The following is a 22,873-nucleotide window of genomic DNA, read 5'->3' on the forward strand; positions in this document are numbered from 1 at the left end:
GGTGGGAGGGGGACGACCATCAAGCCTCGCACGCCCGCGCGGCGTCGGCGCGTGGGGGAGCCCACTGTCGTCCGGTGTTCATCCGCGGAGCGGAGCACCGGCACGTCCGGGTCGCCGTGCCGGTCCTCCGAGCAGGCGCGGCGCCGGCTACCACAGCGCCGCCCGCCCGTGCACGGGGTGGCCCCGGAGGCGCGGCTCGACTGGGATGGAGGGGAGCGGCCCGATCCGGGTGCCGCGGACGGAGGAGCCATGCCCGACCAGTACACGTTCACGAACCCCGCCACCCAGTACCCGGATGTGACTCCGCCGGTCCAGCAGCAGCCCGAGCCCGGGCTGCAGTCGCGGATGACCCCGGTGCCGGACCTCGGCGAGGAGAGCTACCGCGGCACCGGCCGGCTCGCGGGCCGCCGCGCGCTCATCACGGGGGCCGACTCCGGGATCGGCGCAGCCGTGGCCATCGCCTTCGCCCGCGAGGGGGCCGACGTCGCCCTCGCCTACCTCCCGAGCGAGGAGGAGGACGCGCAGCACGTGATCGGGCTGATCCGCGCGGAAGGGCGCACCGCCGTGCCGATCCCCGGCGATCTCACGAGTGCCGAGTACTGCACGCGGCTCGTGGCGGAGGCGGTCGAGGGCCTCGGCGGGCTCGACGCGGTGGTCAACGTGGCCGGGAAGCAGATCTGGAAGGAGGACCTGCTCGACATCACCGACGAGCAGTTCGAGGCGACCTTCGCGGTCAACGTCTTCGCTCCGTTCCGGATCATCCGCGCGGCCCTCCCGCACCTGCCCGCGGGCGCCACCATCATCAACACGGCGTCGGCGGAGGCGCACAAGCCCGCCCCCGACCGCCTCGACTACGCGATGACGAAGGGCGCGATCAACAACCTCTCGAAGGGCCTGGCGCAGCAGCTCGCCGCGAAGGGCATCCGCGTGAACGTCGTGGCGCCCGGCCCGACGTGGACCGCCCTGCAGGTGAGCGGCGGCGTCGACCCCGAGAGTCTGCCCGACTTCGGCTCCAGCGAGTCGCCGATGGGCCGTGCCGCGCAGCCCGCGGAGCAGGCCCCGGCCTACGTGTTCCTGGCGTCCGCCGAGTCGAGCTTCGTCGCCGGCGAGACCCTCAACGTGAACGGCGGCATGGTCTCGCCCTGACACGCCGCGGCGCCGTCGCTCGCTGCTGGACCGCCGAGACGCCTCCGTCCTGCTCGAGACACGGGCTCGCGTCAACCCTCTCCCGAGCGGCGGGGGGCGCGAGGTGCCATGGAGGGACCACCACGAAGGAGCACCATGAGCACCACGACCGTCCTCCCCATCGAGACCTACTCCGACGAGCAGGGCTGGCACAACCGCATCGCCCACGCCCGGGTCCCGCTGAGCCACCACGAGTCGCGCCAGGAGGCGGAGGAGGTCGGCGAGGAGATCGCCGAGCAGCGCGGCGGGGAGCACGTCGTCCTCGGCTAGCGGCCGGCTCGGGGCGCGGCATGCGGTGCCCGATCGGGGAACGCGCCCGGCCCGCGGAAGGCGCCGGGCCCGCAAGTCGCGCCCGGCCCGCAGGCGCCCGCTCCGCAGACGCCCCGTCCCGCGCGTGTAGCGCCCTCGACCCCGCCCGGTCAACCTTCTCGACCTCCCGGCCCCCTCCTCCCTAGCGTGGCCCGTCGTGCTCGCTCCCGAGCGCGCGACGAGAGGACGACATGGCCACCACGAGCGACGCCCCCGCGACCGGAGAGGCCGGCGGCACCTCCCTGCGCCGCCGCATCACCGGCCCGCTGCTCTACTTCTTCATCCTCGGCGACGTCCTCGGCGCGGGCATCTACGCCCTCATGGGCACGCTCTCGGCGGAGGTCGGCGGTGCCGTCTGGATGCCCCTCCTGCTCGCGCTCGGCCTCGCGCTGCTGACCGCAGGCTCCTATGCCGAGCTGGTGACCAAGTACCCGAAGGCGGGAGGCGCGGCGGTGTTCGCGCAGCGGGCCTTCAAGCGCCCGATCGTCTCGTTCCTGGTCGGCTTCGCCATGCTCGCGGCCGGAGTGACCAGCGCGGCCGGCCTGTCGCTCGCGTTCGCCGGCGACTACCTCGGCACCTTCCTCGACGTGCCGACCGTGCCGACGGCCATCGTCTTCCTGATCCTCGTCGCGTGCCTCAACGCGCGGGGCGTCGCGGAGTCGCTGCTCAGCAACACGGTGATGACCGTGATCGAGGTCGGCGGCCTGCTGATCGTGATCGGATGCGTCGCGCTGCTCGTGGCGGGCGGAGGCGGCGACCTCGCCCGCACGGTCGAGCTCAGCTCCGAGCAGGCGCCGGCGCTGGCGGTGCTCGGCGCGGCGATCATCGCGTACTACTCCTTCGTCGGCTTCGAGACCTCGGCCAACATCGCCGAGGAGATCCGCGACCCCAGCCGCATCTACCCGCGCGCGCTGTTCGGCTCGCTGCTGACGGCCGGTGCGGTGTACGTCCTGGTCGGCCTCGCGAGCTCGATCGCGCTGCCCGCCGACGAGCTGTCCGGATCCTCCGCCCCGCTGCTCGACGTCGTGACGGCGAGCGGAGCCGGGGTGCCGGCGTGGTTGTTCAGCCTGATCGCGCTCGTCGCGGTCGCCAACGGAGCGCTGCTGACCATGATCATGGCGAGCCGTGTCACCTACGGCATGGCGAAGGACGGCCTCCTCCCGGACGTGCTCGGCCGCGTGCTGCCGAAGCGCCGGACGCCGTGGGTGGCCATCGCGGTGACCACGCTGGCGGCGTGCCTCCTGACCCTGGTCGGCGATCTGGCGACCCTCGCCGAGACCGTGGTGCTGCTCCTCCTGCTGGTGTTCATCAGCACGAACGTCTCGGTGCTCGTGCTGCGGCGCGACAAGGTCGAGCACGACCACTTCCGCGTGTGGACGGCGATCCCCGTGCTCGGCATCGCCTCGTGCGTGCTGCTCCTCAGCCAGCAGGACCCGATCGTCTGGCTCTACGCCGGGATCCTCCTCGTGGTCGGAGTCCTCGTGCACCTGGCGACCCGTCGCTCGTCCCGCCGCACCGCCTGATCCGGCGGGGGATGGGCCGGCTGCACCATCCGACCGTCCTCCCTCGGCCGAGCCCCGTTCGCCCCGCGACCGGTCAAGCCCCTGGGCGGACGGCCGTCCGGGGCGTGGGATGGAGGGAACGGAAGGAGCACGAATGACCGACACACCCTCCCGCGAGGAGCTGCCGCTCCCCGACTGGAACGACATCCCGCTCGGCACGCTCGCGGAGCGCATCCGCCCGCTCGACGAGGCCGGCCTCGGCGCGCTGCTCGCCTACGAGGAGGCGCACGGGCACCGCCTGCCGGTGACGACGATCCTGCACTCGCGCCTCGAGCAGATGCGCGGGGGAGCGGAGCCGGCAGGCAGCGCGCCGGAGTCGCTGCCCGAGGTGTCCCGCTCGTCGTCCGGATCGCCGGTCTCGCCGGCGACGTCCGGTCCGCCGATCAATCCGCCCTCGCACGGAGTGCCGACGAACCCGGCTCAGCCGCGCTGACGGCGGCGGGCGGAGTCGCGGTCGCGGCGGCTCCGCCCCCGCCGCGCGCTGCCCAGGGCCTGCCCAGCGCGCACGGGCAGACTGTCCGGAGCCGATGACGGCGACCGGACGAGGGAGCAGTACCCGGAACGCGACAAGACTGACTCGTAGGAGTTGTCATGTCCTGGATCGTCCTCATCCTCTCCGGTGTCCTCGAGGCCGTGTGGGCCACCGCCCTCGGCAAGTCGGAGGGCTTCACGCGGCTCGGCCCGTCGGTCGTCTTCGGAGTCGGCGTCGTCGCGAGCATGGCCGGCCTCGCCTACGCGATGCGCGAGCTGCCCACCGGCACCGCGTACGCGGTCTGGGTCGGGATCGGCGCTTCGCTGACCGTGCTCTACGGCATGTTCTTCGGCGGCGAGGGCTTCTCGCTCGTGCGTACGCTGCTGGTCCTCGGAATCGTCGGCTGCGTCGTCGGCCTGAAGCTCGTGCACTGACCTGGCGGCCGTCCTCTCCTCCGCGACAGGCCGCTCCCGTACGCGACACGCCGACGGAGGCGCGCCGGACTGGCATCTCGCCGAGGGTCCGAGGCCGGTGGTTGCAGGACGCCGCGCGTTCCGCCTAGGCTCGGCGCATCAGGGGAGAACGATCGTTCTACTGTTCTCCCCGCCCCCCAAGGAGGACTCATGCCCACTCGTACCGCACGCACCGCCTGGAACGGCTCGCTCGAGACCGGCGAGGGCCAGGTCGAGCTCTCGAGCTCGAAGATCGGCACCTACGACGTCTCGTTCCCCAAGCGCGCCGCCGACGACGCCAACGGCTCGACCAGCCCCGAGGAGCTCCTCGCGGCCGCCCACTCCGCCTGCTACGCGATGCAGTTCTCGGCCGTCCTCGGCCAGGCCGGCGGCACCGTCGAGGCGCTCGACGTCCGCGCCGACGTCTCGCTCGGCCCGGACTCGGCCGGCGGATTCAAGCTCACCGGCATCAAGCTCATCGTGAGCGGCGAGGTCTCCGGCATCGACGAGGCCGCCTTCCTCAAGGCCGCCGACGAGGCCAAGGAGACCTGCCCCGTCAGCAAGGCGCTCACCGGGGTCGACATCACGCTCGACGCCACCTTCGAGGGCTGAGCCCCTCCGCACGTCCCGAGCACCCCGTCGCGCATCGCGGCGGGGTGCTCGTGCGTCCGGCGCGGCCGCGGAGCGGCCTATGGAGACCCCCGCCCCCACCGGCCGCCCGGCGCCCCCTGTCGTCAGACCGCCGCCGGCGCGTAGCGGAAGCCGGCGCCGAGGTGCTCCTCCGGCAGCCGGTCGCCGCGGCCGTGCAGCTTCTGGCGGAGGCTGCCCTCGACGTACTCCTCCGGGTACGCGCCGCGGCTGCGCAGCTCCGGCACGATGAACTCCACCACGTCCTCGAAGGTGCCGGGCGTGATCGCGTAGGCGAGGTTGAACCCGTCCACGTCGGTCTCCTCGACCCACTCCTGCAGATGGTCGGCGACCTCTGCGGGCGAGCCGACGACGAACGGGCCGAGCCCGCCGATCACGCTGAGCTTGGCGATGTCGCGGACCTTCCACTCCGAGCCGTCCTCGTTCGCCTCCTGGAAGTTGGCGACGGCCGACTGGATCGCGTTGCTCTTCACGTTGCCGATCGGCTCGTCGAGGTCGTACTGCGACAGGTCGATGCCCATCCAGCCCGACATGAAGACCAGCGCCCCCTCCTCGCTCCCGTAGGAGAGGTAGTCGCGGTGCTTCTCGTGCGCGGCCTCGCTGGTCTCGGCGGTGATGATCGTCAGCAGCGTGTAGATCTTCGCGGAGTAGCGGTCGCGGCCGGCCGCCTCGAGGGCGTCGCGGATGCGCGAGACGGTCGCCTTCAGGCCGGCCTTCGTCGAGGAGGCGACGAAGATCGCCTCCGCGTTGCCCGCCGCGAAGCGGATGCCGCGCGGCGACGCTCCCGCCTGGTAGATGACGGGGGTCCGCTGCACCGACGGCTCCGAGAGGTGGATGCCGGGGACGGTGAAGTTCTTGCCGCGGTGCCCGATCTCGTGCACCTTCGCCGGGTCGGTGAAGACGCCCGACTCGCGGTCGCGGACGACGGCGTCGTCCTCCCACGACCCCTCCCACAGCTTGTAGAGCACCTCGAGGTACTCGTCGGCGACGTCGTAGCGGTCGTCGTGCTCGAGCTGGTCCTCGTGGCCCATGTTGCGGGCGGCGCTGGGGAGGTAGCCGGTGACGACGTTCCAGCCGACGCGGCCCTTCGTCAGGTGGTCGAGCGTCGACATGCGCCGCGCGAACGGGTACGGGTGCTCGTAGGCGGTGCCCGCGGTGATGCCGAACCCGAGGTGCTCGGTCGCGGCGGCCATCGCCGAGACGAGGAGGATCGGGTCGTTGACGGGGACTTGCGCGCCGTGGCGGATCGCCGCCTCGTTCGAGCCGCCGTAGACGTCGTAGGTGCCGAGCACGTCGGCGATGAAGATGCCGTCGAACGTGCCGCGCTCGAGCAGCTTCGCCAGGTCGGTCCAGTACGAGAGGTCCTTGTAGCGCCAGGACTGGTCCTGGGGGTGGCGCCACATGCCCGAGGACTGATGGGCGACGCAGTTCATGTCGAAGGCGTTGAAGCGGATCTGGCGGGTCATGGAATCGATAGTGCCCAGCGGAGCCGCGAACGGGTACCGAGCGCGACGCACGGCGTCACAATGCGACGCTCGTCGAGAGCGGGGAGCCTCTCGAGGTGGTCCCCTGCGGACGAGGTGCCGTGCCGTGCGGCGCGATCTCGTCCGTAGCGGCACGTCTCGCGAGATCTCACGAGATCCGGGGCGGCGTCAGGCCAGCTCGCGCCCCAGGAAGCGCACGTGCTCGCCGATCTGGAACGCCTCGCCGCCCTCGTGGCCGTTGAAGGGGTAGACCCGGATCTCGCGGGGTCCGGCGTAGCGGTTGTAGGAGGCGTAGACGGAGGACGGCGGGCAGATGTCGTCGCGGAGCGCCACCGAGAACAGCGCGGGGGACTGCGCGTAGGGGGCGAAGGAGGTGCCGTCGAAGTACGAGAGGGTGTCGAACACGCGCGCCTCGGCGCCGCGGTGGGTGTGCAGGTACTGCACGATCTCGCCGTACGGCATCGTGTCGACGAGCCGCACGGCGTGCGGGATGTGGGAGAGGAACGGCACGTCGACGATCGCGGCGCGCGCCGCCTCCGACTCGCCGAGCAGGCCCAGGATCCCGGTGACGGCGAGAGCGATCCCGCCTCCCTGGCTGCCGCCCGAGACGGCCACGCGGCAGGCGTCGACCGCGGGGTGCGCGCGCAGCACGTCGAGCGCTCGGACGGCGTCCGTGAAGACGCGGCGGTAGAAGTGCTCCGCGGGCGACTCGATGCCCTGCGTCATGAAGCCGGAGACGTGCGGCCCGCTGCCCACCGGGTCAGGCGTGGCTCCGGAGCGGTGCCCGGACCCCTGGCCGCGGGTGTCCATGACCAGGTGCGCGTAGCCGGCGGCCGACATCGCGGTCCACTCCGCGAGCTGCCCGCGGCCGCCTCCGTAGCCGATGAAGGTCACGAGCCCGGGGAGGGGGCCCTCGACGCCGCGGGGGAGGATCAGCCACGCGCGGATCGGGTGGCCGCCGAAGCCGGAGTAGGTGACGTCGAAGGTGTCGAGCAGTCCGAAGCCGGCGTCGACCCGCTCGAGGCGCGGCTCGGTCGCGACGGCCCTCGCCTCGGCGATCGTGTCGCGCCAGAACTCGGCGAACCCGGCGGGCTCGGCGATCTCGGGGGCGTACTGCTCGAGGAGGTCGAGCGGGAGGTCGTACTGCGGCATCACGGACTCCTTCTCGGGCAGCGGCGCCCGAGGACCGAGGCTACTGGAGGCACGGGCCCACCTGGGTGCGGCGTGGGAGAACGCCGCAGAGCGGAATGCCTGGGCACCCTCCGCGTTCTCCTCAGCATGACGACGTACGGAATCATCGGAGCAGGCAACATCGGCAGCCAGGTCGCACGGGCGGTCATCGCCCTCGGGGACGAGGTGGTCATCGCGAACTCGCGCGGCCCCGAGACCCTCGCCGACCTCATCGCGGAGCTCGGCCCGAAGGCCCGCGCCGCCACGGCACAGGAGGCGGCCGAGGCCGCCGAGATCGCCGTGGTGACGGTACCGCTGAAGAACCTCGAGGAGGTGCCGGTCGCCCCGCTCGCCGGCAAGATCGTCCTCGACACGAACAACTACTACTTCGAGCGCGACGGCCGCATCGAGGCGCTCGACAAGGGCGAGACCACGACCAGCGAGATGCTCCAGCAGCACCTCCCGGAGTCGAAGGTCGTCAAGGCGTTCAACCACATCATGGCCGCCGACATCACCACCGACGGCACTCCGGCCGGCACGCCCGACCGCCGCGCTCTCGCGACGTCGAGCGACTACCCCGAGGCGATCCACTTCGTGACCGACCTCTACGACCGGATCGGCTTCGACACCGTCGCGATCACGCCGCTGAGCGAGTCGTGGCGCGTCGAGCGCGACCGCCCCGCCTACGTGGTGCGGCAGAACCGCGAGGAGCTCGAGGCCAAACTCGCGAAGGCCCCCCGCACGGTCTGATCCAGTCTCTCGGAGGGGAGCGGTGCTGCGGCGCCGCTCCCCTTCTGCCTGTCCGGACGGCCTCCGGAGGCGCGCCCGGGACGGCCCCCTCGGCGCTCGCCGCCGCCGGGCCTGCGATAGTCGAGAGGACCAGCCACGCACCAGAGAGCCCCGATCGGGCTCCGAGAGGAGAGGCCTGCCATGCCCTCGACACCCCGTTCCGTTCCGTCCCGCTCCGGGCTCTCGCGCCGCAGCGTCGTGATCGGCGGTCTCGCGGTGCTCCCGCTGCTCAGCGCCTGCACGCCCGACTCCTCCGCTCCGGACGACGCCCGGCAGGAGGCGCCCCGCACCCGCACCGCGGCTCCGAGCGGGCCGGTGGCGCTCGCCCCGGACGCGCTCGCCGCGAGCGCGGCCCTGTTCGCCGCGGCTCCGCTGGTCGTCCTGGTCGAGGACGTCGCCGAGTCGCGCCTGCGCGCCGCCCAGGTGAGCATCGCCTGGGGCGTGCCGCTGCTGGTCGGCTCGGCGGGATCCGGAGCGACGGCCGCCCCGACCGCGGACGCCCCGACCGCGGACGCCGCGGCCGCGGGATCCACGGCTTCCAAGACGCCGTCCGATTCGGCGATCCCGTCCGACTCCGCGACCGGATCCGCCACCCCGTCCGTCGCTCCGTCCTCCACCGCTCCGACCTCCGACGCCCTCGCCGCCGAGTTCGCCCGCCTCGGCGTGACCCGCGTGCTCGCGATCGGCGACGTCACCGCGCCCGAGGGCGTCGACGTCGTCGCCTCCGCCTCCGACGCGGCCGCCCTCAGCACCGCGTCCGGCCTGACCGTGACCGACCTGGCGCTCGCCGACCTCGCCGCCGCCGCGCCGTCCACCGCCTCCGACGCCCCCTTCGGCGCCCTCCCGGCCCGAGCCGACGCCCTGACCGGCCTGCACGCCCTCGCCCGCGCGCAGGACGCCGACGTCGCCGCTCTGGCGACCGCCCGCGCGGCCGGCGTGCCCGTCACCGTGGTCGACGGCGACGACCTGCTCGCCTCGGGCGGAGCCGTGACCGCGATCGCCGAGGCCGACGCCTCCTGCACGCTGCTGCTCGGCCCCGTGCTCGCCGCGCAACCCGAGCCCGACTGGGCCGTGCGCGCGGCCGCGAGCGGCTGGCAGCTGCCGGGCGGCGGGCAGCGGATGTTCGGCGGGCACCTCTTCATCGCGATCTACGGCACTCCGGGCGCTCCCGTCCTCGGCGTGCTGGGCGAGCAGGGCCTCGAGCCCACGATCGCGCGGGCGGAGGCGGTGGCCGAGCCGTACCGGGCGCTCACCGACAAGCAGGTCGTGCCGAGCCTCGAGATCATCACCACGGTCGCGGCGGGCGACCCCGGCAAGGACGGCGACTACTCCAACGAGCTCGACGCCGCCGACATCCGCCCCTACATCGACGCGGCGCAGGCGGCGGGGATGTACGTGGTGCTCGACCTGCAGTCGGGGCTGACCGACTTCCTCACCCAGGCGAAGCAGTACGCGGACCTCCTGTCGCTGCCCAACGTCGGCCTCGCGCTCGACCCGGAGTGGCGCCTGCTGCCCGGCCAGAAGCCGCTGCAGCAGATCGGGCGCGTCTCGGCCGCCGAGGTCGACAGCGTGTCGGAGTGGCTGGCCGACCTGGTGCAGAGCGAGGGGCTGCCGCCGAAGATGTTCGTGCTGCACCAGTTCCGGCTGTCGATGCTGCAGGACCGCGACAGCATCCGCCGCGACCGGCCCGAGCTGGAGTTCCTCATCCACGTCGACGGCCAGGGCTCGCAGCCCGACAAGCAGGCGACCTGGGACGCGCTGCACGAGGGCGCCCCCGAGGGCATCGGCTGGGGCTGGAAGAACTTCTACGACGAGGACGCGCCCATGCTCACCCCCGCCGAGACCATGGCCGAGGTCCGCCCCCTCCCCGATCTCGTCACCTACCAGTAGGCGGAGACCGAGGGCGGGCGTCAGCGGCGCAGGAGCTCGCCGGAGACGACGCCCGCCTCGACCTCCTCGAGGGCGCGGCCGCGGGTCTCGGGCACGCGCTTCCAGATGAAGACGAGCGCGAGCAGGCCGACGGCGCCGAACAGGAAGAACGTTCCGGTGATGCCGACGCCGGAGACGAGGGTGGGGAAGAACAGGCCGAGCACCGCGTTCGTGATCCAGTGGCAGAAGATCGCGATGCCGACGCCGACGCCGCGGATCCGCAGCGGGAAGATCTCGGACAGCATCACCCAGGTGACGATGTTGAGGAACGTCTGCATGCTCCCCACGAACGCGACGACCAGCACCAGGATCACGTACGGCCGCGCCGGGTTCCCCACGGGGAGCGCGACGGAGGCGATGCCGATCAGGAAGTGCATCGCGGTGGTCAGGGAGTAGCCGAGCAGGAGGGTCGTGCGGCGGTTCATCGTCTGCATGAGCCGCAGCCCGATCAGGCCGCCGATCACGGCGATCGCCCCGGGTGCGATGTTGGCGACGAGCGCGCCGTCGTGGTCGAAGCCCGCCTCCTTCAGCACCGACTGGCCGTAGTACATGATCGAGTTGATGCCGGTGAGCTGCTGGGCGACTCCGATCCCGATGCCGACCAGCAGGATGCGCACCGCCCAGCGCTCGCGCAGCGCCTGCAGCAGGGGGATCCTCGGGCCGTCCTTCGCGCCGATCGAGCGGGCGATGGTCTCCGCCTCCACATGGGCCAGGTCGGGCGTCCGGATGGTCGTGAGCACGTCGAGCGCCTCGTCGCGGCGGCCGTGCGCGATCAGCCAGCGCGGCGACTCCGGGACCCGGGTCATGCCGAGCAGGAGGGCGGCGGCGGGGAGCGCGGCGACGGCGAGCATGATCCGCCAGACGCCGGGCAGCTCGCCCCAGACGGTGCCGATGACGGCGTTGGCCACGAAGGCGGCGAGCTGGCCGATCACGATCATCAGCTCGTTGCGGCCGGCGAGGGAGCCGCGGATCTCGGAGGGGGAGATCTCGGAGAGGTAGATCGGCACGACCACCGAGGCGCCGCCGACGGCCAGTCCGAGGACCGCCCGCCCGAGGACCATCACGCCGAAGCCCGGCGCCACCACGCAGACCAGGGCGCCGACGAGGAAGAGCACGGCGAGGAGGCGGATCGTGGTCCGCCTCCCGAGGGCGTCGGCGAGGCGTCCGCCCGAGATCGCGCCGATCGCGGCGGCGAAGAGGAGCGAGCTGGTGACGACCCCCTCGGTCAGCGCGGTGAGGCCCAGCTCGGCCGACATCGGCTCGAGGGCGCCGTTGATGACGCCGGTGTCGTAGCCGAAGAGGAGGCCGCCGAGGGTCGCGATGAGCGCGATGAGGCCGAGACGCCGAGTCGGCGCCTCCAGGGAGGTGGTGGTCATCCGCTCACTCTGACGCATGGCCGCGCGGTGAGCGAACCCTGGACCGTCGGGGGAACCCGGTGTAGCGGGTCCCCTCGACGCCCCGGGGCCCCTCGGCGGCAGGGAGGGGGGAGGGAGCGTGCGGAGGGGGTGCTCAGGAGGAGACGCGCGCGCCCTCGCGCAGGCCCTCCTCCTTGGCCTGCTGCACCAGGGCGGCGATGCGGCGGCGCGAGCGCGAGCGCCCGGCGAGCAGCGCCGCGAGGATGAGGGCGACGCCGAGGATCACGAGCAGCTGCGGGACCGGCACGGCGGCGACCGTGATCGACTCCGTCACAGGAGCGGTGGCGACCGGCTCCTGATCGGCGGCGGCGACGGTCGGTGCGATGGTCAGGTCGGCGCCGACCCCGAAGAGGGGCCAGATGCCGTCGAGCTGCACCGAGACGCTGCGCCGGTCGCCGGGCAGCAGCTCCTGCTGGGGCGCGTCGGCCGCGACGACGGGGGCGGTGGCGCCCTGGGCGCTCGCCGTGCCGTCGAGCAGCAGGCGCACGTTGCCGGTGTTCACCACGTCGGCGACGAGCGAGAGGGAGCCGGGCTGGAACGGGTTCCAAGAAAGGCGGTAGTCGCTGGCCAGGTCCTCGACGGAGAAGGAGGGGGTCACCTCGCCGGTCACGCGGGTCATCACGCGGAAGCCGATGCGGCTCTCCACTCCGACGTTCGCACCTCCCGCCTCGGTGCCCTGCGAGAGCACGGAGGCGGCGATGCCGGCGGCGTGGTCGCCGGGGGTGGCGTTGTCGGGGACCGTCACGGTGAACGGCACCACGCCGCTGCTGCCCGGATCGACGGTCACGGTCTCGGGGGCGGAGATCCACAGCCCGGCGTCGACCGACTCCTGGTCGGAGTTCAGCATGTTGAAGCGGCCGGTGTCGGTGAAGTAGCCGTCGGCGCTGGTGATGCTGAAGGTCACGGGCTGGTCGCTGAGGTTCCGCACGACCGCCTCGTCCGAGGCGCTCGCGCCGGGGGCGAGCTCGAGCTCGACCCACGCGCGCTTGTCGGGGACGCCGTCGGTGGAGGGGCTGACCGCCCAGGTGATCGCTCCGTCGGCCGCGACGGCCGCCGGAGCGACCCCCACGCCGAGGAGGGCGACGACCAGCGCGAGCAGCGCGGGGAGGAGCGGGCGGCGGGGAGCGGCGGAGCGGCGCGGAGCAGTCATCAGAACCTCATGGTCGCACGGGGGAAGCACGACGCGGCCGGGCGGGCGGGCCCGGCCGCGTCGGCCGTGGTGGGATCGCGGCCGAGGGAGTGCGTCCCCCGGCCGCGACGGGTCACTCGAAGAGCGACAGGGTGATGGTGGACGAGTACGCGCCGGCGTCCACGTTCACGGGGGTGCGGAGGAAGAGGTCGGCGTCGGCGCTCCAGGAGCCCTCGGGGTTGACCTGCTGGGAGTTGCTGGCGACGATCGCGAGCAGCTCCTTGCCCTTCAGGCCGACGCCGTTGGCGCCGCCGTCGATGGCGGTGCCGACCTCATCGCCCGCGGCGACCTCGCCGAGGTCTCCACCGTCGACCAGGTCCGGGGTCCAGCCGAGGTTCTCGGCGCCGATGGTCGAGCCGTCGGCCGACGTGAAGTCGCTCGCCGTGCCGATGACGTACCACGCGGAGTCGGGGGAGACGTCCGCGGCGTCACGGGTGTCGGTGACCGTGACGGTGGGCAGGGTGCCGGTGAACTGGCGGCGGACGTTGTCCGAGCCGGTCTCGGTCAGCGTCGTCGAGTCCGCGGCGACGGTCATCGAGAGGGCGCCGGTCCCGGGGAGGTCGGCGATCTCGACGTTGATGTCGACGTCGTCGTTGCCGTAGTTGACCTCGGCGGCGAACGCCGTTCCGGCGACTCCGAGCAGGAGGACGCCTCCGGCGAGTCCAGCGGCTCCGCGGATCAGAAGGGATCGGGTGTTCATGTCGGGTGTTCTCCGTTCTCCGGCCGGCGTCGTCGCCGGCTCGATCTCAATGGGTGTGGGTCGTGCCCGCGGATCAGCTGCAGCTGGCCGCGGAGTAGGGGGCGGTCGCGGAGGCCGTGGCCGGCTTCCCGCTGATGAACGCGGTCGCCGTGGCGGTCGCGGATCCGTCGGTCACGCTCGTCGCCCGGGTGGTGAAGGCGGCCGAGACGGTGGCGCCGGGAGCGACGTCGGCGAAGCTCTTGGAGCCCCACGTCGTGCCGATCACGATCTTCGCGGCGAAGGCGTTCGGGTTCGTGGCGGTCGCGGTGACGACGATCTTCCCGGCGGCGCAGCGCGTCGTGGAGGTCGTGGTCACGGCGATCGCGGGTGCCGAGTCGGTCACGGGACCGACGGAGGCGGAGGCCGTCCCCGGCGTCCACTGCGGCTTCGCGGCGGTCACGGCCACCGAGATCGTCGCTCCGCGGTCGGCGGCGGTGAGCGTGTAGCTCGACGCCGTCGCCCCGCTGATCGCGGTCCCGCCGCGCTTCCACTGGAAGCCGGTCGCCGTCCACGGGGAGGAGGCGGAGGCGGTCAGCGTGCTGCCCACCGTCGCCTTCCCCGTGATCGAGGCTGCGAGCGGCGCGGTGTCGACGATCGTCTGCGCGGCGACGCTGGTGAGGGTCGGGACGACCTTCTGCATGAGCCCGGTCGTCTTGTCGAAGGTCACCCGGTCGATCGTCGTCTCGCGGTGCTGGCCGTCTCCGCCGGGGATGGCGAAGCGGTGGTAGGCGATGTACCAGTCGTCCGTGCCGGGCACGTTGACGATCGAGTTGTGGCCCGTGGCGAGGATGCCCTGCGAGGTGTCCTTCTCGAGGACCACGCCGCGGTAGGTCCACGGTCCGTCGACGCTCGTCGAGGTGGCGTAGCCGACCTTGTAGTTCTCCGAGCCGGTGTCGTCGATCGAGTAGGTGAGGTGGTACAGACCGTCGCGGTAGTTCAGGAACGCACCCTCGCGGAAGTCGGTCAGACCGCTGATCTTCTTGATCGTGCCGGTCTTGATCGAGAGCATGTCGTCGGACAGCTCCCCGTAGAGCGGGTCGCCGTTGCCCCAGAAGAGGTAGCTCTTGCCGGTCTTCGGGTCGGTGAACGCGGCGGGGTCGATCGCCTGGCCGGACCGCACGGACTCGCCGTTGGTGATCATCGCGGTCGGCTGCGCCGTGAACGGGCCCATCGGGCTGTCCGAGACGGCGACTCCGATCGTCTTGCGGTTCAGCGAGGAGTTCTCGCCGGAGAAGTAGAAGTAGTACTTCCCGTTCTTCTCGATGATCGTCGGCGCCCAGGCGTTGCCGGTCGCCCACGGCACGTTGCCGTTCGCGCCGTCGAGCGTCAGGAAGGGCTGCTCCGACCGGGTCCAGTCGATCAGGTTCTTCGAGGACCAGGCGTAGAAGGTCTTGCCGCCCCAGCCGGCGAAGCCGTCCGAGGTCGCGTACAGGTAGTAGGTGTCGCCGAAGACCGCGATGTTCGGGTCGGCGTTCAGGCCCGCGAGGACCGGGGACTTCATGACGACGGCCTTCAGGGTCCAGGTGGTCGCGGTGCCGCCGGCGGCGGGCGTGAGCACGACCGTCTGCGGGGTGGAGAGGTCGCGGACGGTGCCGGAGGCGGGGCTCGCCGTGACGCCGGCCGCGGTGGAGAAGGTCGGGGTGAGCTTCGTCAGGTCGGTCCCCGGCTTCACCGGGAAGGTGACCGTCCTGCTCGCCGAGTCGACGATCGGGGCCGTCTTCAGGACGTCGCCGCTGAGCGACAGGTCGACCAGGGCCGACGTGTTGCCGGAGGCGGCGAGCACCTCGGAGGCGCTGAGGGCCCGGTTGTAGACCGAGAACTCGCGGATCTGGCCGCGGAAGCGGTTGTCGGCGTCGTAGTTCGAGCGCCCGATGTAGTTCGCCGAGGTGGAGCCGCCGCCGATGTCCTTCGGGTCGGTCGTGACGGTGCCGCTGGCGACCTTCACTCCGTCGAGGTAGATCGTGCCGGTGGTGCCGGAGAGCGTGTACGTCAGGTGCGCCCAGGTGCCGCGGGGGAGGGCCGAGCCGCCGGCGACGGTCTGCTCGGTGGTGTAGTTCCCGGTCGCGATGCTGGTGCGGTAGTTGTTGCCCGAGGTGAAGAGGTAGCCGTCGCCGGCGCCGTTCGTGGTGTTGCCCAGGCCGTAGAGGAAGTAGGCGCCGCCCTGCGCGGGGTCGATCCAGACGTCGGACTGGATGGTGAGGTCCGTCACTCCGGCGAGCAGGTCGTTCGGCAGCTTGACGTAGTCGTCAGTGCCGTCGAGCTGCAGGGCGCCGTCCTTCCATGTGCCGCCCGAGGGCAGCGTGCCGTTCTGGTTGTTGCCCGAGCTGTCGCGCACCGTGGTGCCCGAGCCGCCGTCGAAGGTGTAGCGGAGGATCTCGCCGGCCGCGTTGACCGGCTTCGCGGCGGGGCCGGTGCTGCTGGTGCCGTAGGCGGCCGTCAGGCGCGCCTCCTCGGCGCTCGAGAGGCGGAGCACCGAGCCGTGGCGGAAGGGCTTCGAGAACGAGTACGTGTTCGCGCCGGTGGTGCCGACAGGAAGCGCCGTGAACCGCATGTCCGAGAGGGTGTCGGTGACGTAGGCGGAGTAGCCGAACGAGTCGCCCATGACGACCCAGCGGCCGTCGGGCAGCTGGTAGACCGTGAGGCCCTCGAGGTGGTCGGAGAGGCCGCGGGACTTCTCCTCGCCGAAGCCGATCACGCGGGTCCACGGGCCGGCGAGGCTCGGGGCCTTGTCGACGACCGTGCGCCAGTCGGCGGTGGAGAAGCGGTAGTACGTGTCCCCCTCCTTCGCGATGGTCGTGTCGATGATGCTGCCGCGGCTCCCGCCGCCGGCGGCGGGGTTCTCGTCCAGCCAGACCTTCGGGGTGGAGAAGCCGACGAAGTCGCGCGTGGTCGAGACGTAGACGCGCTGGGCGGAGGCTCCGCCGGTCAGCGTCTTGTCGCGGGCGGCCCAGTAGACGTAGTACTGGCCGGTCGCGTCGTCCCAGATCGCCTCAGGAGCCCAGACGTTGCCCGCGTCGGGGAAGCCGGCGAAGACGATGCTCTGATCGCTCCAGTTCACGAGGTCCGTCGAGCGCCAGACGACGAGGTTCTTGCTCGCGTTGGTCTGGTCCCAGGTGCCGCCGGGAGCGGTGCCCTCGGCGTGCAGGTCGGTGCCGATGATCCAGTACTCGTCCCCGGTGGGGGAGCGCACGAGGTGCGGGTCGCGGACGCCGAGGGTGCCGCCGAGGTTGGCGAGCACGGCCTTGTCGTTGTTGAGCTTCGACCAGTGCAGGCCGTCGGTGCTGGAGCCGAAGTAGATCTTCTCGTAGTCGGTCGAGGCGAAGTGGGTCCAGAGGTAGCCCGCGTCGTACTCGGTGTCGAGGTTCGCGGGAGCCGCGGTCACCGTGACGGGCAGCTGCCGCGTCGCGGTCGTGCCGGCGATCGTCGCGGTGAGCGTGACGGGCGTGGCGGCGGACTGGCGCTTCACGACGCCGGTCGTGCTGAGCACGGCCGTGTTCGAGGAGGCCCAGGCGACATCGTAGGAGCCGGCCTTCGCGGGCAGCGTCACGTTGCCGCGGACGTCGCCGGAGTTGACGATCGAGAGGGCGTCGAGCGCCTTCTGGGCGTCGGCGTTCACGTCCTTGGCGGGCACGGTGGCGGTGAAGGTGCGGGTGGCCGTGGCCGAGCCGCGGGTGGTCGTGGCGGTCAGCTCGACCGAGGCGACCCCGGTCGCGGGCGGCGTGACGACTCCGCTGGTCGAGACGACCGCGGAGTTGCTCGAGGCCCAGGCGATGGCGGAGCCGTTGGGGCCGGTCGTCGGAAGGGTGAGGTTCGCGGAGACCGAGGAGAGGCTCCCGAGGTCCAGGGCGGCGGAGTCGCGGGAGACGCGCGTGCTGTCCGGGGCCTGGAGGGTCGCGACGTCGGCCGCGCTGAGCGCCGTGCTGTAGACGCGGAAGTCGCGGACCGAGCCGGCGAGGGTCTTGTCCGCCGTGTAGACGGAGCGGCCGATCGCGTTCGCGGTGGTGGTGCCGTTGCCGATCGCGGCGGGAGTGATGGTCACTCCTGTCTGCTGCGCGACCTGGGTGCCGTCGAGGTAGAGGCGTGCGGTGTCGCTCGCGTCGTCGAGCGTGTAGGTGAGGGTCTTCCAGACGCTGCGCGCGAGGTTCGCGTTGGAATTGACGGTCTGCTCGGTGGTCCAGTTGCCGGTGGCGATCGAGGCCTTGTAGCCGTTGCCCGTCGTGTAGAGGTAGCCGTTCCCGGCGCCGTTCGTCGTGTTGCCGAGGCCCCAGATGAAGTAGGGCGTGCCCTGGTTCGCGTTCACCAGGACCTCGGTGCTGACCGTGATCGAGTTCAGGCCCGCGAGCAGGTCGTCGGGCAGCTTGACGTAGTCGTCGGTCCCGTCGAGGGCGACGCCCGCGGCTCCGCGAGGAGCGGCTCCGTTGACGAGCGTGCCGGTGCGGCCCTTGCCCGAGCTGTCGGCGACGGTCGTGCCGCTCGTCTCGTCGAGCGCGTAGCGCAGGACGAGGCTGTCGGAGGGAGCTGCGCTCGCCGACTGGGCCGTCAGAAGGGGGACGGTGAGGGCCACGGCCGTCACGAGGACGAGTGGTCGCAGGAAAGGCTTCATCGCGCTTTGCTCCAGGGTCGGCACCATTGCTGAGGGGAGGGAGTGTGCCGGCTTCGTACGCGGCAATGTTCACGGTAACACTATGTTGACGACAACGTGAAGAGCCTAACCGGATCATTTCCCGACACTCCAGAGGAGAGGCGAACCGGTTCGACGAATCCCGAGTGCATCCTGGAGCGACGCGTACGCCGATGTCCGGTCGGATCAGCCGCGGTCGACGTCGCGCGAACGGCTCAGCGCGCGGTCCATCGCCCTCAGCGTCCGGAAGCCGGCCCGCTCGGCCACGGCCGCGCGAGCCGAGGGCGAGAGCGACGGGCTCGCGGCGAGCAGCGACGCGGCGAGGTGCACGCGCCGCTCGCGGAGGGTCGCGGCCACGGTCGTGCCCCGGCGGTGGAAGGCGCGGTCCAGCGTGGCCCGCGAGACGCGGAGCCGCATCGCGAGAACGCCGGCGGTGAAGTCCGCGTCACCCGCCTCCGCATCGATGACGGCGATCGCGCGGAAGAGGACGCCCTCGAGTCCGTCCTCCGGACGGGCGGGCGGCAGGCTCTGCTTGATCAGGGCCGACGCGGTCGCCTCGAGCGCCCGGCGCAGCTCGCTGAAGCCGGGATCGCCCGCCGCGAGGTCCGCGTTGAGGGTCGCGTTGACGAGGGAGACGAAGGCGCCGCTGTAGCTGTCGGCGGCGAGCAGCGTGCAGGACGGCCCGCCGGACTGTGCGCTCGTGAGGCCGAGCCTGCCCCAGGAGGTCCTCAGCGCCAGCCAGGCGGAGTCCTCCTCCGCCCGGAACCGAGCGGAGTCGTCGCGTCGGAGGAGGGCGAGCGCGCCGGGCCGCAGACGAGCGGCCTCGAGAGGGCCGTCGACGACGATCTCGCCGGCGACCGGGACGATGAGGTCGACCTCGGCCCGGTCGGGGGCGGGGAGGGGCGGGTCGGTCCGGAGCGTGCCGGGTGTGTGCCAGAGGCGGCTCAGCCGGAAGCCGTCGACGGCGAGCACGTCCCCGGCGAGGTGCAGGGGCGGAGCTCCGTCGCTCGCCCAGCCGAGGCTCCTCAGCCACGCCTCCACGCGGGGACCGCTCAGCTGCAGCGTCTCGACGAGACCGCGCGGGGCGGCCGGCTGCTCGGAAGCGGTCACCGGGCTCCTTCGCAGCGGGGACGGGGTGCGCGGGCGGTGACCACGCTAGGCCGGGGGAGGGGCGCCGAGACGGGGTGGCGCGTTCCTCCTCGGACGAGGCGCCCGTCCTCGGCGGGAGGGCGGAGGCGGCCCTCCTCGCCCGCGGTCCGGCAGGACGCGGGCGGAGAGGGCCGCCGGGCGCGGATCAGCGGCAGTCGGTTCTCGCCTTGATCCAGTGGGGGTTCAGCGCGCCGTCTCCCTGGGCGGTGATCCCGGCCGCATCGGGGCCGGTGCTGGCACCGGAGCCGATCTTGGTCCACGTGTTCTGCGCCGTGCTGTAGTACCAGATGTCGCCGTTCGCCTTCACGGAGACGTTCCCATCCGCTCCCTGACCGTAGGTGCGGACGAACCCGGAGTTCTCCGGAACGGTCGCGAGCCGGGTGCCGTACTGCAGGACCCCGTCCTTGATCCAGTGGATCTCGAACGTCCCGCCCGGCCGCTGGGTCAGTCCGGCGGCGCTCGGCTCGGTGCTGGCTCCGGTGCCGACGAGGTCCCAGACGTTGCCCTGCGGGGTGTACCGCCAGATGTCGCCGTTCGACTTCACGGCGATCGTGCCGCGGGTGCCGAGGCCGTAGACGCGGACGAATCCGGAGTTGTTCGGCACGGTGGCCGCTGCGGTGCCGTACTGCAGGACTCCGTTCTTGATCCAGTGGACGTTCAGGGTCCCGGCCGGGTTCGCGGAGATGCCGGCCGCGCTCGGCTCGGTGCTGGCGCCGGTGCCCAGAAGGGTCCACTCGTCGGCCTGGCGGTTGTACCGCCAGATGTCGCCGTTCGCCTTGATGGAGACGTTCCCGTCCGCGCCCTGACCGTAGGTGCGGACGAATCCGGAGTTGTTCGGAACGGTCGCGAGCGCCTTGCCGTACTGGAGGACTCCGTCCTTGATCCAGTGCGCGTTGTAGGTTCCGTCCGGCTGCTGCGTGAGCCCGGACGTGCTGGGCTCCGTGGAGGCGCCCGTGCCGAGCTTCTGCCAGCCGTCCGACCGCCGGTACTGCCAGATGTCGCCGTTCGCCTTGACGGAGACGTTGCCGTTCACACCCTGCGAGGAGGTGTGGATGAATCCGGAGTTCTCGGGAACAGTGGCGAGGCCCGTGCTGTACTGCAGGTCGCCGGTCTGGCGGACCGGGAACGGGGCGTTCGTCTTCGCCGAGCCGCCGAAGGCGAGGGCCGAGCCTGTCGAGGGGCCGGCGATGACGCTGCCGGCGGGGATGGTGGCGACTCCGTTCGCGTCGGTCACGAAGGTGTCGGTCCCGCTCCCTCCGAAGCGGAAGCCGGGCGGGGTGTTCACCCGCACGGGGACGTTCGCGACGGTGCCGCCGGTGAGGGTCAGCGTGATCGGCGCCGTGTTGGGCATGCACGCGATCATGGTCGGGATGGAGCTGAACACGAGGGTCTGCGTGGCAGAGGCGGCGGCGGCCGGGGTGGCCGTCGCTGCGGCGATCACGGGCAGGGACCAGGTGGCGCCGGCGACGACGGTGCGTCGCCTCAGCGGACCCTGCTCAGCGGGAGAGTTGTCGGAAGTCACAGTGAGGCTCCTCGGTCTGTCTTCTCGCCGGCGGCCTGCTCGGAGGACGGTCGTCGTCCGCTCGGCCGCTTCGGCGGGTACGACGGGCGCCGTACCGCTGGGGAGTCTTCCCGCGGGCGGGCGGTCGGCCCAAGCGCTCGGGGGCAGGTGAGGAGGAAGTGGCGCTGCCGTGAGGAGGGAGTGGTGAGCTCTGGCGCCGTCCCGAGTCGCGATAGCCCTCCTGACCCGGGATCCCCTCGGTCGCCCGTTCCGGCCGGGGCGCCGCCGGTGCGATGAGTGGGAGCGTCGCCGTCCGCTGTGACCGGTCCCGTGACAAACGGACCACGCGCGGGCTGCGAATGACTCCCGTGGTGAGGCGTCAGCGTGCCCGCGAGGAGGGGGCGCCCGATGGGGTCGAGATCGGGCGAGATGTACCGGCGGATGGCCGAGCACTGGAACGGCGTGGAGGCCCGTTCTGAACTGCGGGTCGAGGGGACGGGCTCGCCCGGCTTCGAGATCGCCAGACTGTGGATCCCCGGCGGCTGCGTTCTCGAGCAGAAGCCGCAGTCGCGCTGCCCGCCGGGCGCGCATCTGCTGCTGGTCGTCGAGGGCGGAGGACGCATCCGACAGGACGGACGGATGCTCGAGTGCGGCAGTGGTGATCTGGTGGTCATCGACGCGGAGCCGCGGACCGGGGCGTGCTTCCCCCGCTCGACCGTGATCTACGCCTGGATGCTCGGCGAGCGGGCGCCGGAGCATCGCTGGGTCACGGAGCGCTTCGGCGAGGTCCTGCCGGTCGCCGACTCCTTCCTGGCTCCGGCGCGGGCGCTGATGGACGGTCTCCTCGACGGCGACCCCGCTCTGGCGGAGCAGCCTGCCGTCGCCCGGGCGGGCGAGGCCTTCCTGAAGGAGCTGGTCGAGAGCTCCGCGCCGCGCAGACGTCCCCGCGCCGAGGAGGTCTACGGGGAGGCCATGGCCCTCATCGAGGAGCGCCACCGCGATCCCGCCCTCACCGCCGCCCGGCTCGCCCGCGAGCTTCTGGTGTCGGAGCTGACGCTGGCTCGCGCGTTCTCCTTCCTCAGGCGGACGGCCGACGACGAGCTCGAGCGGCGCCGGGCGGGCACCCTCCTGCTCCTGATCGGCGGGCGGTCCCTGGCGACGGCCGACTTCGCGCGCGCGGCCGAGGAGGCGGGCTTCGCCTCCGAGGGGAGCGCTCGCCGCGCGCTGTGGCGGCTCTCCCAGCGCCGCTGACCGGGACGGTCCCCGTGGCCGTCCTCCCGGTCCGGCGACGGCGTGCGGCCGGATTCCGAGTGCGAGGCGCGGAGGCCTGGGAGATCCGTGCGAACGTCCGGCGGTGATCGACAGATGAGGGATTCTGTTCGTTCGACGCGGAGGAGGCGGGAGATGGGGGCCGCAGAGGAGCGGACGCAGGCGTTCGCTCGCGCAGGGGACGAGCGCGGGACCGGCGCTCCCGGTCTGCGGATGGACGCAGCGGATGGACCGGGACTCGCGCTGACGCGGGTGTGGGGGCCGAACGGGATCAGGATCGCCCGCTCGCCGTCGGTCGACAGGGCGGACAGGCCGGCGGGCGTTCACATCTCCCTGATCGTCGAGGGCGGGGGCCAGGTCGTCCTCGACGAGGGCGTGCTCGAGGCGATGCCGAACAGCGTCCTGCTCCTCGACGCCAGGGTCCCGGTGCGCATCGACTACCGGCGGCCCACCCTCTCGTACACCTGGAGCTTCGACGCCGCCGTGCTCGAGCACCGGTGGGTCCGCGAGCGGATCAACGAGGTCGTGCCGGTGCGCGAGTCGGTCTGGACGCCTGCCCGTGCCCTCGCCAACAGTCTGATCGAGGGCGATCCGGCCGTGCTCGGGGCCGCCGGCGTGAGGCGGGCGAGCGAGCTGCTGATGGAGGGGATCGTCGAGCACAGCGCTCCGCAGGTCCGGACCCGGCGCGCCGACCAGGTCTACGCGGAGGCGATCCCGGTGATCGAGGCGCGCCACCGCGACCCGGCGTTCTCCGCCGCGGTGCTCGCCCGGGAGCTGCTCGTCTGCCCCCTCATGCTCGCACAGGCTTTCGCGTTCCTCGGCCGCACGCCGGCGGAGGAGATCGAGACGCGCCGGGCGGGCACCCTCCGGCGCCGGATCGGCCTGCGGCGGCGGGGCCCTGCCGACTTCGCCCGCCTCGCCGAGGAGTGCGGCTACGCCACCCGCGAGCAGGCCGCGCTGACGCTCAGCCGCTCCGCCTCCTGAGGTCGG

The 22,873-nt window shown here is 72.3% G+C and carries 18 protein-coding genes and 1 riboswitch; of the genes, 10 read left to right on the forward strand and 8 right to left on the reverse strand.

What is annotated here, in order from left to right:
* The first annotated feature begins 249 nt into the window (after positions 1-249).
* From C5C55_RS14020 to C5C55_RS14045, 6 genes are all read left to right on the forward strand, one after another.
* Entirely contained in the window at positions 250-1,146 is an 897-nt protein-coding gene (locus tag C5C55_RS14020; protein ID WP_104227027.1) for an SDR family oxidoreductase, read from the forward strand.
* A gap of 135 nt (positions 1,147-1,281) precedes the next feature.
* Entirely contained in the window at positions 1,282-1,455 is a 174-nt protein-coding gene (locus tag C5C55_RS14025; protein ID WP_159940661.1) for a DUF2188 domain-containing protein, read from the forward strand.
* 230 nt (positions 1,456-1,685) lie between these two features.
* Positions 1,686-3,017, forward strand: coding sequence for an APC family permease (locus C5C55_RS14030; RefSeq protein WP_104234327.1), 1,332 nt, complete (start codon positions 1,686-1,688; stop codon positions 3,015-3,017).
* Positions 3,018-3,150: 133 nt separating this feature from the next.
* On the forward strand, positions 3,151-3,489 hold the full coding sequence (locus C5C55_RS14035; RefSeq protein ID WP_104234328.1) for a hypothetical protein: 339 nt from the start codon (positions 3,151-3,153) through the stop codon (positions 3,487-3,489).
* A gap of 85 nt (positions 3,490-3,574) precedes the next feature.
* A riboswitch (guanidine-III (ykkC-III) riboswitch) is annotated at positions 3,575-3,638 on the forward strand.
* 9 nt (positions 3,639-3,647) lie between these two features.
* Positions 3,648-3,962, forward strand: a complete 315-nt coding sequence (locus C5C55_RS14040) for a multidrug efflux SMR transporter (protein ID WP_104222377.1) — start codon at positions 3,648-3,650, stop codon at positions 3,960-3,962.
* A gap of 189 nt (positions 3,963-4,151) precedes the next feature.
* Positions 4,152-4,592 (forward strand): OsmC family peroxiredoxin, encoded by a 441-nt coding sequence (locus tag C5C55_RS14045; RefSeq protein WP_104222378.1) that lies wholly within the window; start codon positions 4,152-4,154, stop codon positions 4,590-4,592.
* Positions 4,593-4,714: 122 nt separating this feature from the next.
* On the opposite strand, the gene C5C55_RS14050 is transcribed toward C5C55_RS14045, so the two are convergent.
* Both C5C55_RS14050 and C5C55_RS14055 read right to left on the reverse strand, forming a co-directional pair.
* Positions 4,715-6,094 carry an LLM class flavin-dependent oxidoreductase gene (locus tag C5C55_RS14050; protein ID WP_104222379.1) on the reverse strand — a complete coding sequence of 460 codons (1,380 nt, stop codon included), beginning with the start codon at positions 6,092-6,094 and terminating at the stop codon, positions 4,715-4,717.
* Between the two features lie 186 nt (positions 6,095-6,280).
* Positions 6,281-7,264 carry an acetylxylan esterase gene (locus C5C55_RS14055; RefSeq protein WP_104234329.1) on the reverse strand — a complete coding sequence of 328 codons (984 nt, stop codon included), beginning with the start codon at positions 7,262-7,264 and terminating at the stop codon, positions 6,281-6,283.
* A gap of 126 nt (positions 7,265-7,390) precedes the next feature.
* Between C5C55_RS14055 and C5C55_RS14060 the strand changes: the two genes are divergently transcribed.
* Positions 7,391-8,032 (forward strand): NADPH-dependent F420 reductase, encoded by a 642-nt coding sequence (locus C5C55_RS14060; protein WP_104234330.1) that lies wholly within the window; start codon positions 7,391-7,393, stop codon positions 8,030-8,032.
* 180 nt (positions 8,033-8,212) lie between these two features.
* Complete coding sequence (locus C5C55_RS14065; RefSeq protein WP_104234331.1) at positions 8,213-9,961, forward strand: hypothetical protein; 1,749 nt, start codon at positions 8,213-8,215, stop codon at positions 9,959-9,961.
* 20 nt (positions 9,962-9,981) lie between these two features.
* Here the strand turns inward: C5C55_RS14065 and C5C55_RS14070 are convergent, their stop codons facing one another.
* The 6 genes from C5C55_RS14070 to C5C55_RS14095 form a co-directional block, all read right to left on the reverse strand.
* Entirely contained in the window at positions 9,982-11,376 is a 1,395-nt protein-coding gene (locus tag C5C55_RS14070; RefSeq protein WP_258065422.1) for a sugar porter family MFS transporter, read from the reverse strand.
* Between the two features lie 133 nt (positions 11,377-11,509).
* Entirely contained in the window at positions 11,510-12,565 is a 1,056-nt protein-coding gene (locus tag C5C55_RS14075) for a WxL protein peptidoglycan domain-containing protein (RefSeq protein ID WP_104234333.1), read from the reverse strand.
* 112 nt (positions 12,566-12,677) lie between these two features.
* The gene (locus C5C55_RS14080; protein ID WP_104227017.1) at positions 12,678-13,304 is read right to left on the reverse strand and encodes a hypothetical protein; all 627 of its coding nucleotides are present in this window, start codon (positions 13,302-13,304) and stop codon (positions 12,678-12,680) included.
* A 73-nt stretch (positions 13,305-13,377) separates the two neighbouring features.
* Positions 13,378-17,946, reverse strand: coding sequence for a family 43 glycosylhydrolase (locus tag C5C55_RS14085; RefSeq protein WP_181067863.1), 4,569 nt, complete (start codon positions 17,944-17,946; stop codon positions 13,378-13,380).
* A 204-nt stretch (positions 17,947-18,150) separates the two neighbouring features.
* Positions 18,151-19,074, reverse strand: a complete 924-nt coding sequence (locus C5C55_RS14090) for a helix-turn-helix domain-containing protein (RefSeq protein ID WP_104234335.1) — start codon at positions 19,072-19,074, stop codon at positions 18,151-18,153.
* 184 nt (positions 19,075-19,258) lie between these two features.
* On the reverse strand, positions 19,259-20,635 hold the full coding sequence (locus C5C55_RS14095; RefSeq protein ID WP_104234336.1) for a hypothetical protein: 1,377 nt from the start codon (positions 20,633-20,635) through the stop codon (positions 19,259-19,261).
* Positions 20,636-21,022: 387 nt separating this feature from the next.
* On the opposite strand from C5C55_RS14095, the gene C5C55_RS14100 reads away from it, so the two are divergent.
* A complete protein-coding gene (locus C5C55_RS14100; protein ID WP_146080953.1) occupies positions 21,023-21,865 on the forward strand; it encodes a hypothetical protein in 843 nt (280 codons plus the stop codon).
* A gap of 153 nt (positions 21,866-22,018) precedes the next feature.
* The gene (locus C5C55_RS14105) at positions 22,019-22,867 is read left to right on the forward strand and encodes a hypothetical protein (protein ID WP_104234338.1); all 849 of its coding nucleotides are present in this window, start codon (positions 22,019-22,021) and stop codon (positions 22,865-22,867) included.
* The last annotated feature ends 6 nt before the right edge of the window (positions 22,868-22,873 follow it).

The organism is Rathayibacter sp. AY1C2 (assembly GCF_002931195.1).
Lineage (GTDB): Bacteria > Actinomycetota > Actinomycetes > Actinomycetales > Microbacteriaceae > Rathayibacter.

What these genes read in the sequence shown, in the direction of transcription:
- C5C55_RS14025 (WP_159940661.1), top strand. Translation starts at nt 1,282, where the DNA reads ATGAGCACCACGACCGTCCTCCCCATCGAGACCTACTCCGACGAGCAG.
- C5C55_RS14030 (WP_104234327.1), top strand. Translation starts at nt 1,686, where the DNA reads ATGGCCACCACGAGCGACGCCCCCGCGACCGGAGAGGCCGGCGGCACC.
- C5C55_RS14075 (WP_104234333.1), bottom strand. Translation starts at nt 12,565, where the DNA reads ATGACTGCTCCGCGCCGCTCCGCCGCTCCCCGCCGCCCGCTCCTCCCC.
- C5C55_RS14040 (WP_104222377.1), top strand. Translation starts at nt 3,648, where the DNA reads ATGTCCTGGATCGTCCTCATCCTCTCCGGTGTCCTCGAGGCCGTGTGG.
- C5C55_RS14065 (WP_104234331.1), top strand. Translation starts at nt 8,213, where the DNA reads ATGCCCTCGACACCCCGTTCCGTTCCGTCCCGCTCCGGGCTCTCGCGC.
- C5C55_RS14055 (WP_104234329.1), bottom strand. Translation starts at nt 7,264, where the DNA reads ATGCCGCAGTACGACCTCCCGCTCGACCTCCTCGAGCAGTACGCCCCC.
- C5C55_RS14100 (WP_146080953.1), top strand. Translation starts at nt 21,023, where the DNA reads ATGGGGTCGAGATCGGGCGAGATGTACCGGCGGATGGCCGAGCACTGG.
- C5C55_RS14020 (WP_104227027.1), top strand. Translation starts at nt 250, where the DNA reads ATGCCCGACCAGTACACGTTCACGAACCCCGCCACCCAGTACCCGGAT.
- C5C55_RS14085 (WP_181067863.1), bottom strand. Translation starts at nt 17,946, where the DNA reads ATGAAGCCTTTCCTGCGACCACTCGTCCTCGTGACGGCCGTGGCCCTC.
- C5C55_RS14050 (WP_104222379.1), bottom strand. Translation starts at nt 6,094, where the DNA reads ATGACCCGCCAGATCCGCTTCAACGCCTTCGACATGAACTGCGTCGCC.
- C5C55_RS14070 (WP_258065422.1), bottom strand. Translation starts at nt 11,376, where the DNA reads ATGACCACCACCTCCCTGGAGGCGCCGACTCGGCGTCTCGGCCTCATC.
- C5C55_RS14045 (WP_104222378.1), top strand. Translation starts at nt 4,152, where the DNA reads ATGCCCACTCGTACCGCACGCACCGCCTGGAACGGCTCGCTCGAGACC.
- C5C55_RS14035 (WP_104234328.1), top strand. Translation starts at nt 3,151, where the DNA reads ATGACCGACACACCCTCCCGCGAGGAGCTGCCGCTCCCCGACTGGAAC.
- C5C55_RS14060 (WP_104234330.1), top strand. Translation starts at nt 7,391, where the DNA reads ATGACGACGTACGGAATCATCGGAGCAGGCAACATCGGCAGCCAGGTC.
- C5C55_RS14105 (WP_104234338.1), top strand. Translation starts at nt 22,019, where the DNA reads ATGGGGGCCGCAGAGGAGCGGACGCAGGCGTTCGCTCGCGCAGGGGAC.
- C5C55_RS14080 (WP_104227017.1), bottom strand. Translation starts at nt 13,304, where the DNA reads ATGAACACCCGATCCCTTCTGATCCGCGGAGCCGCTGGACTCGCCGGA.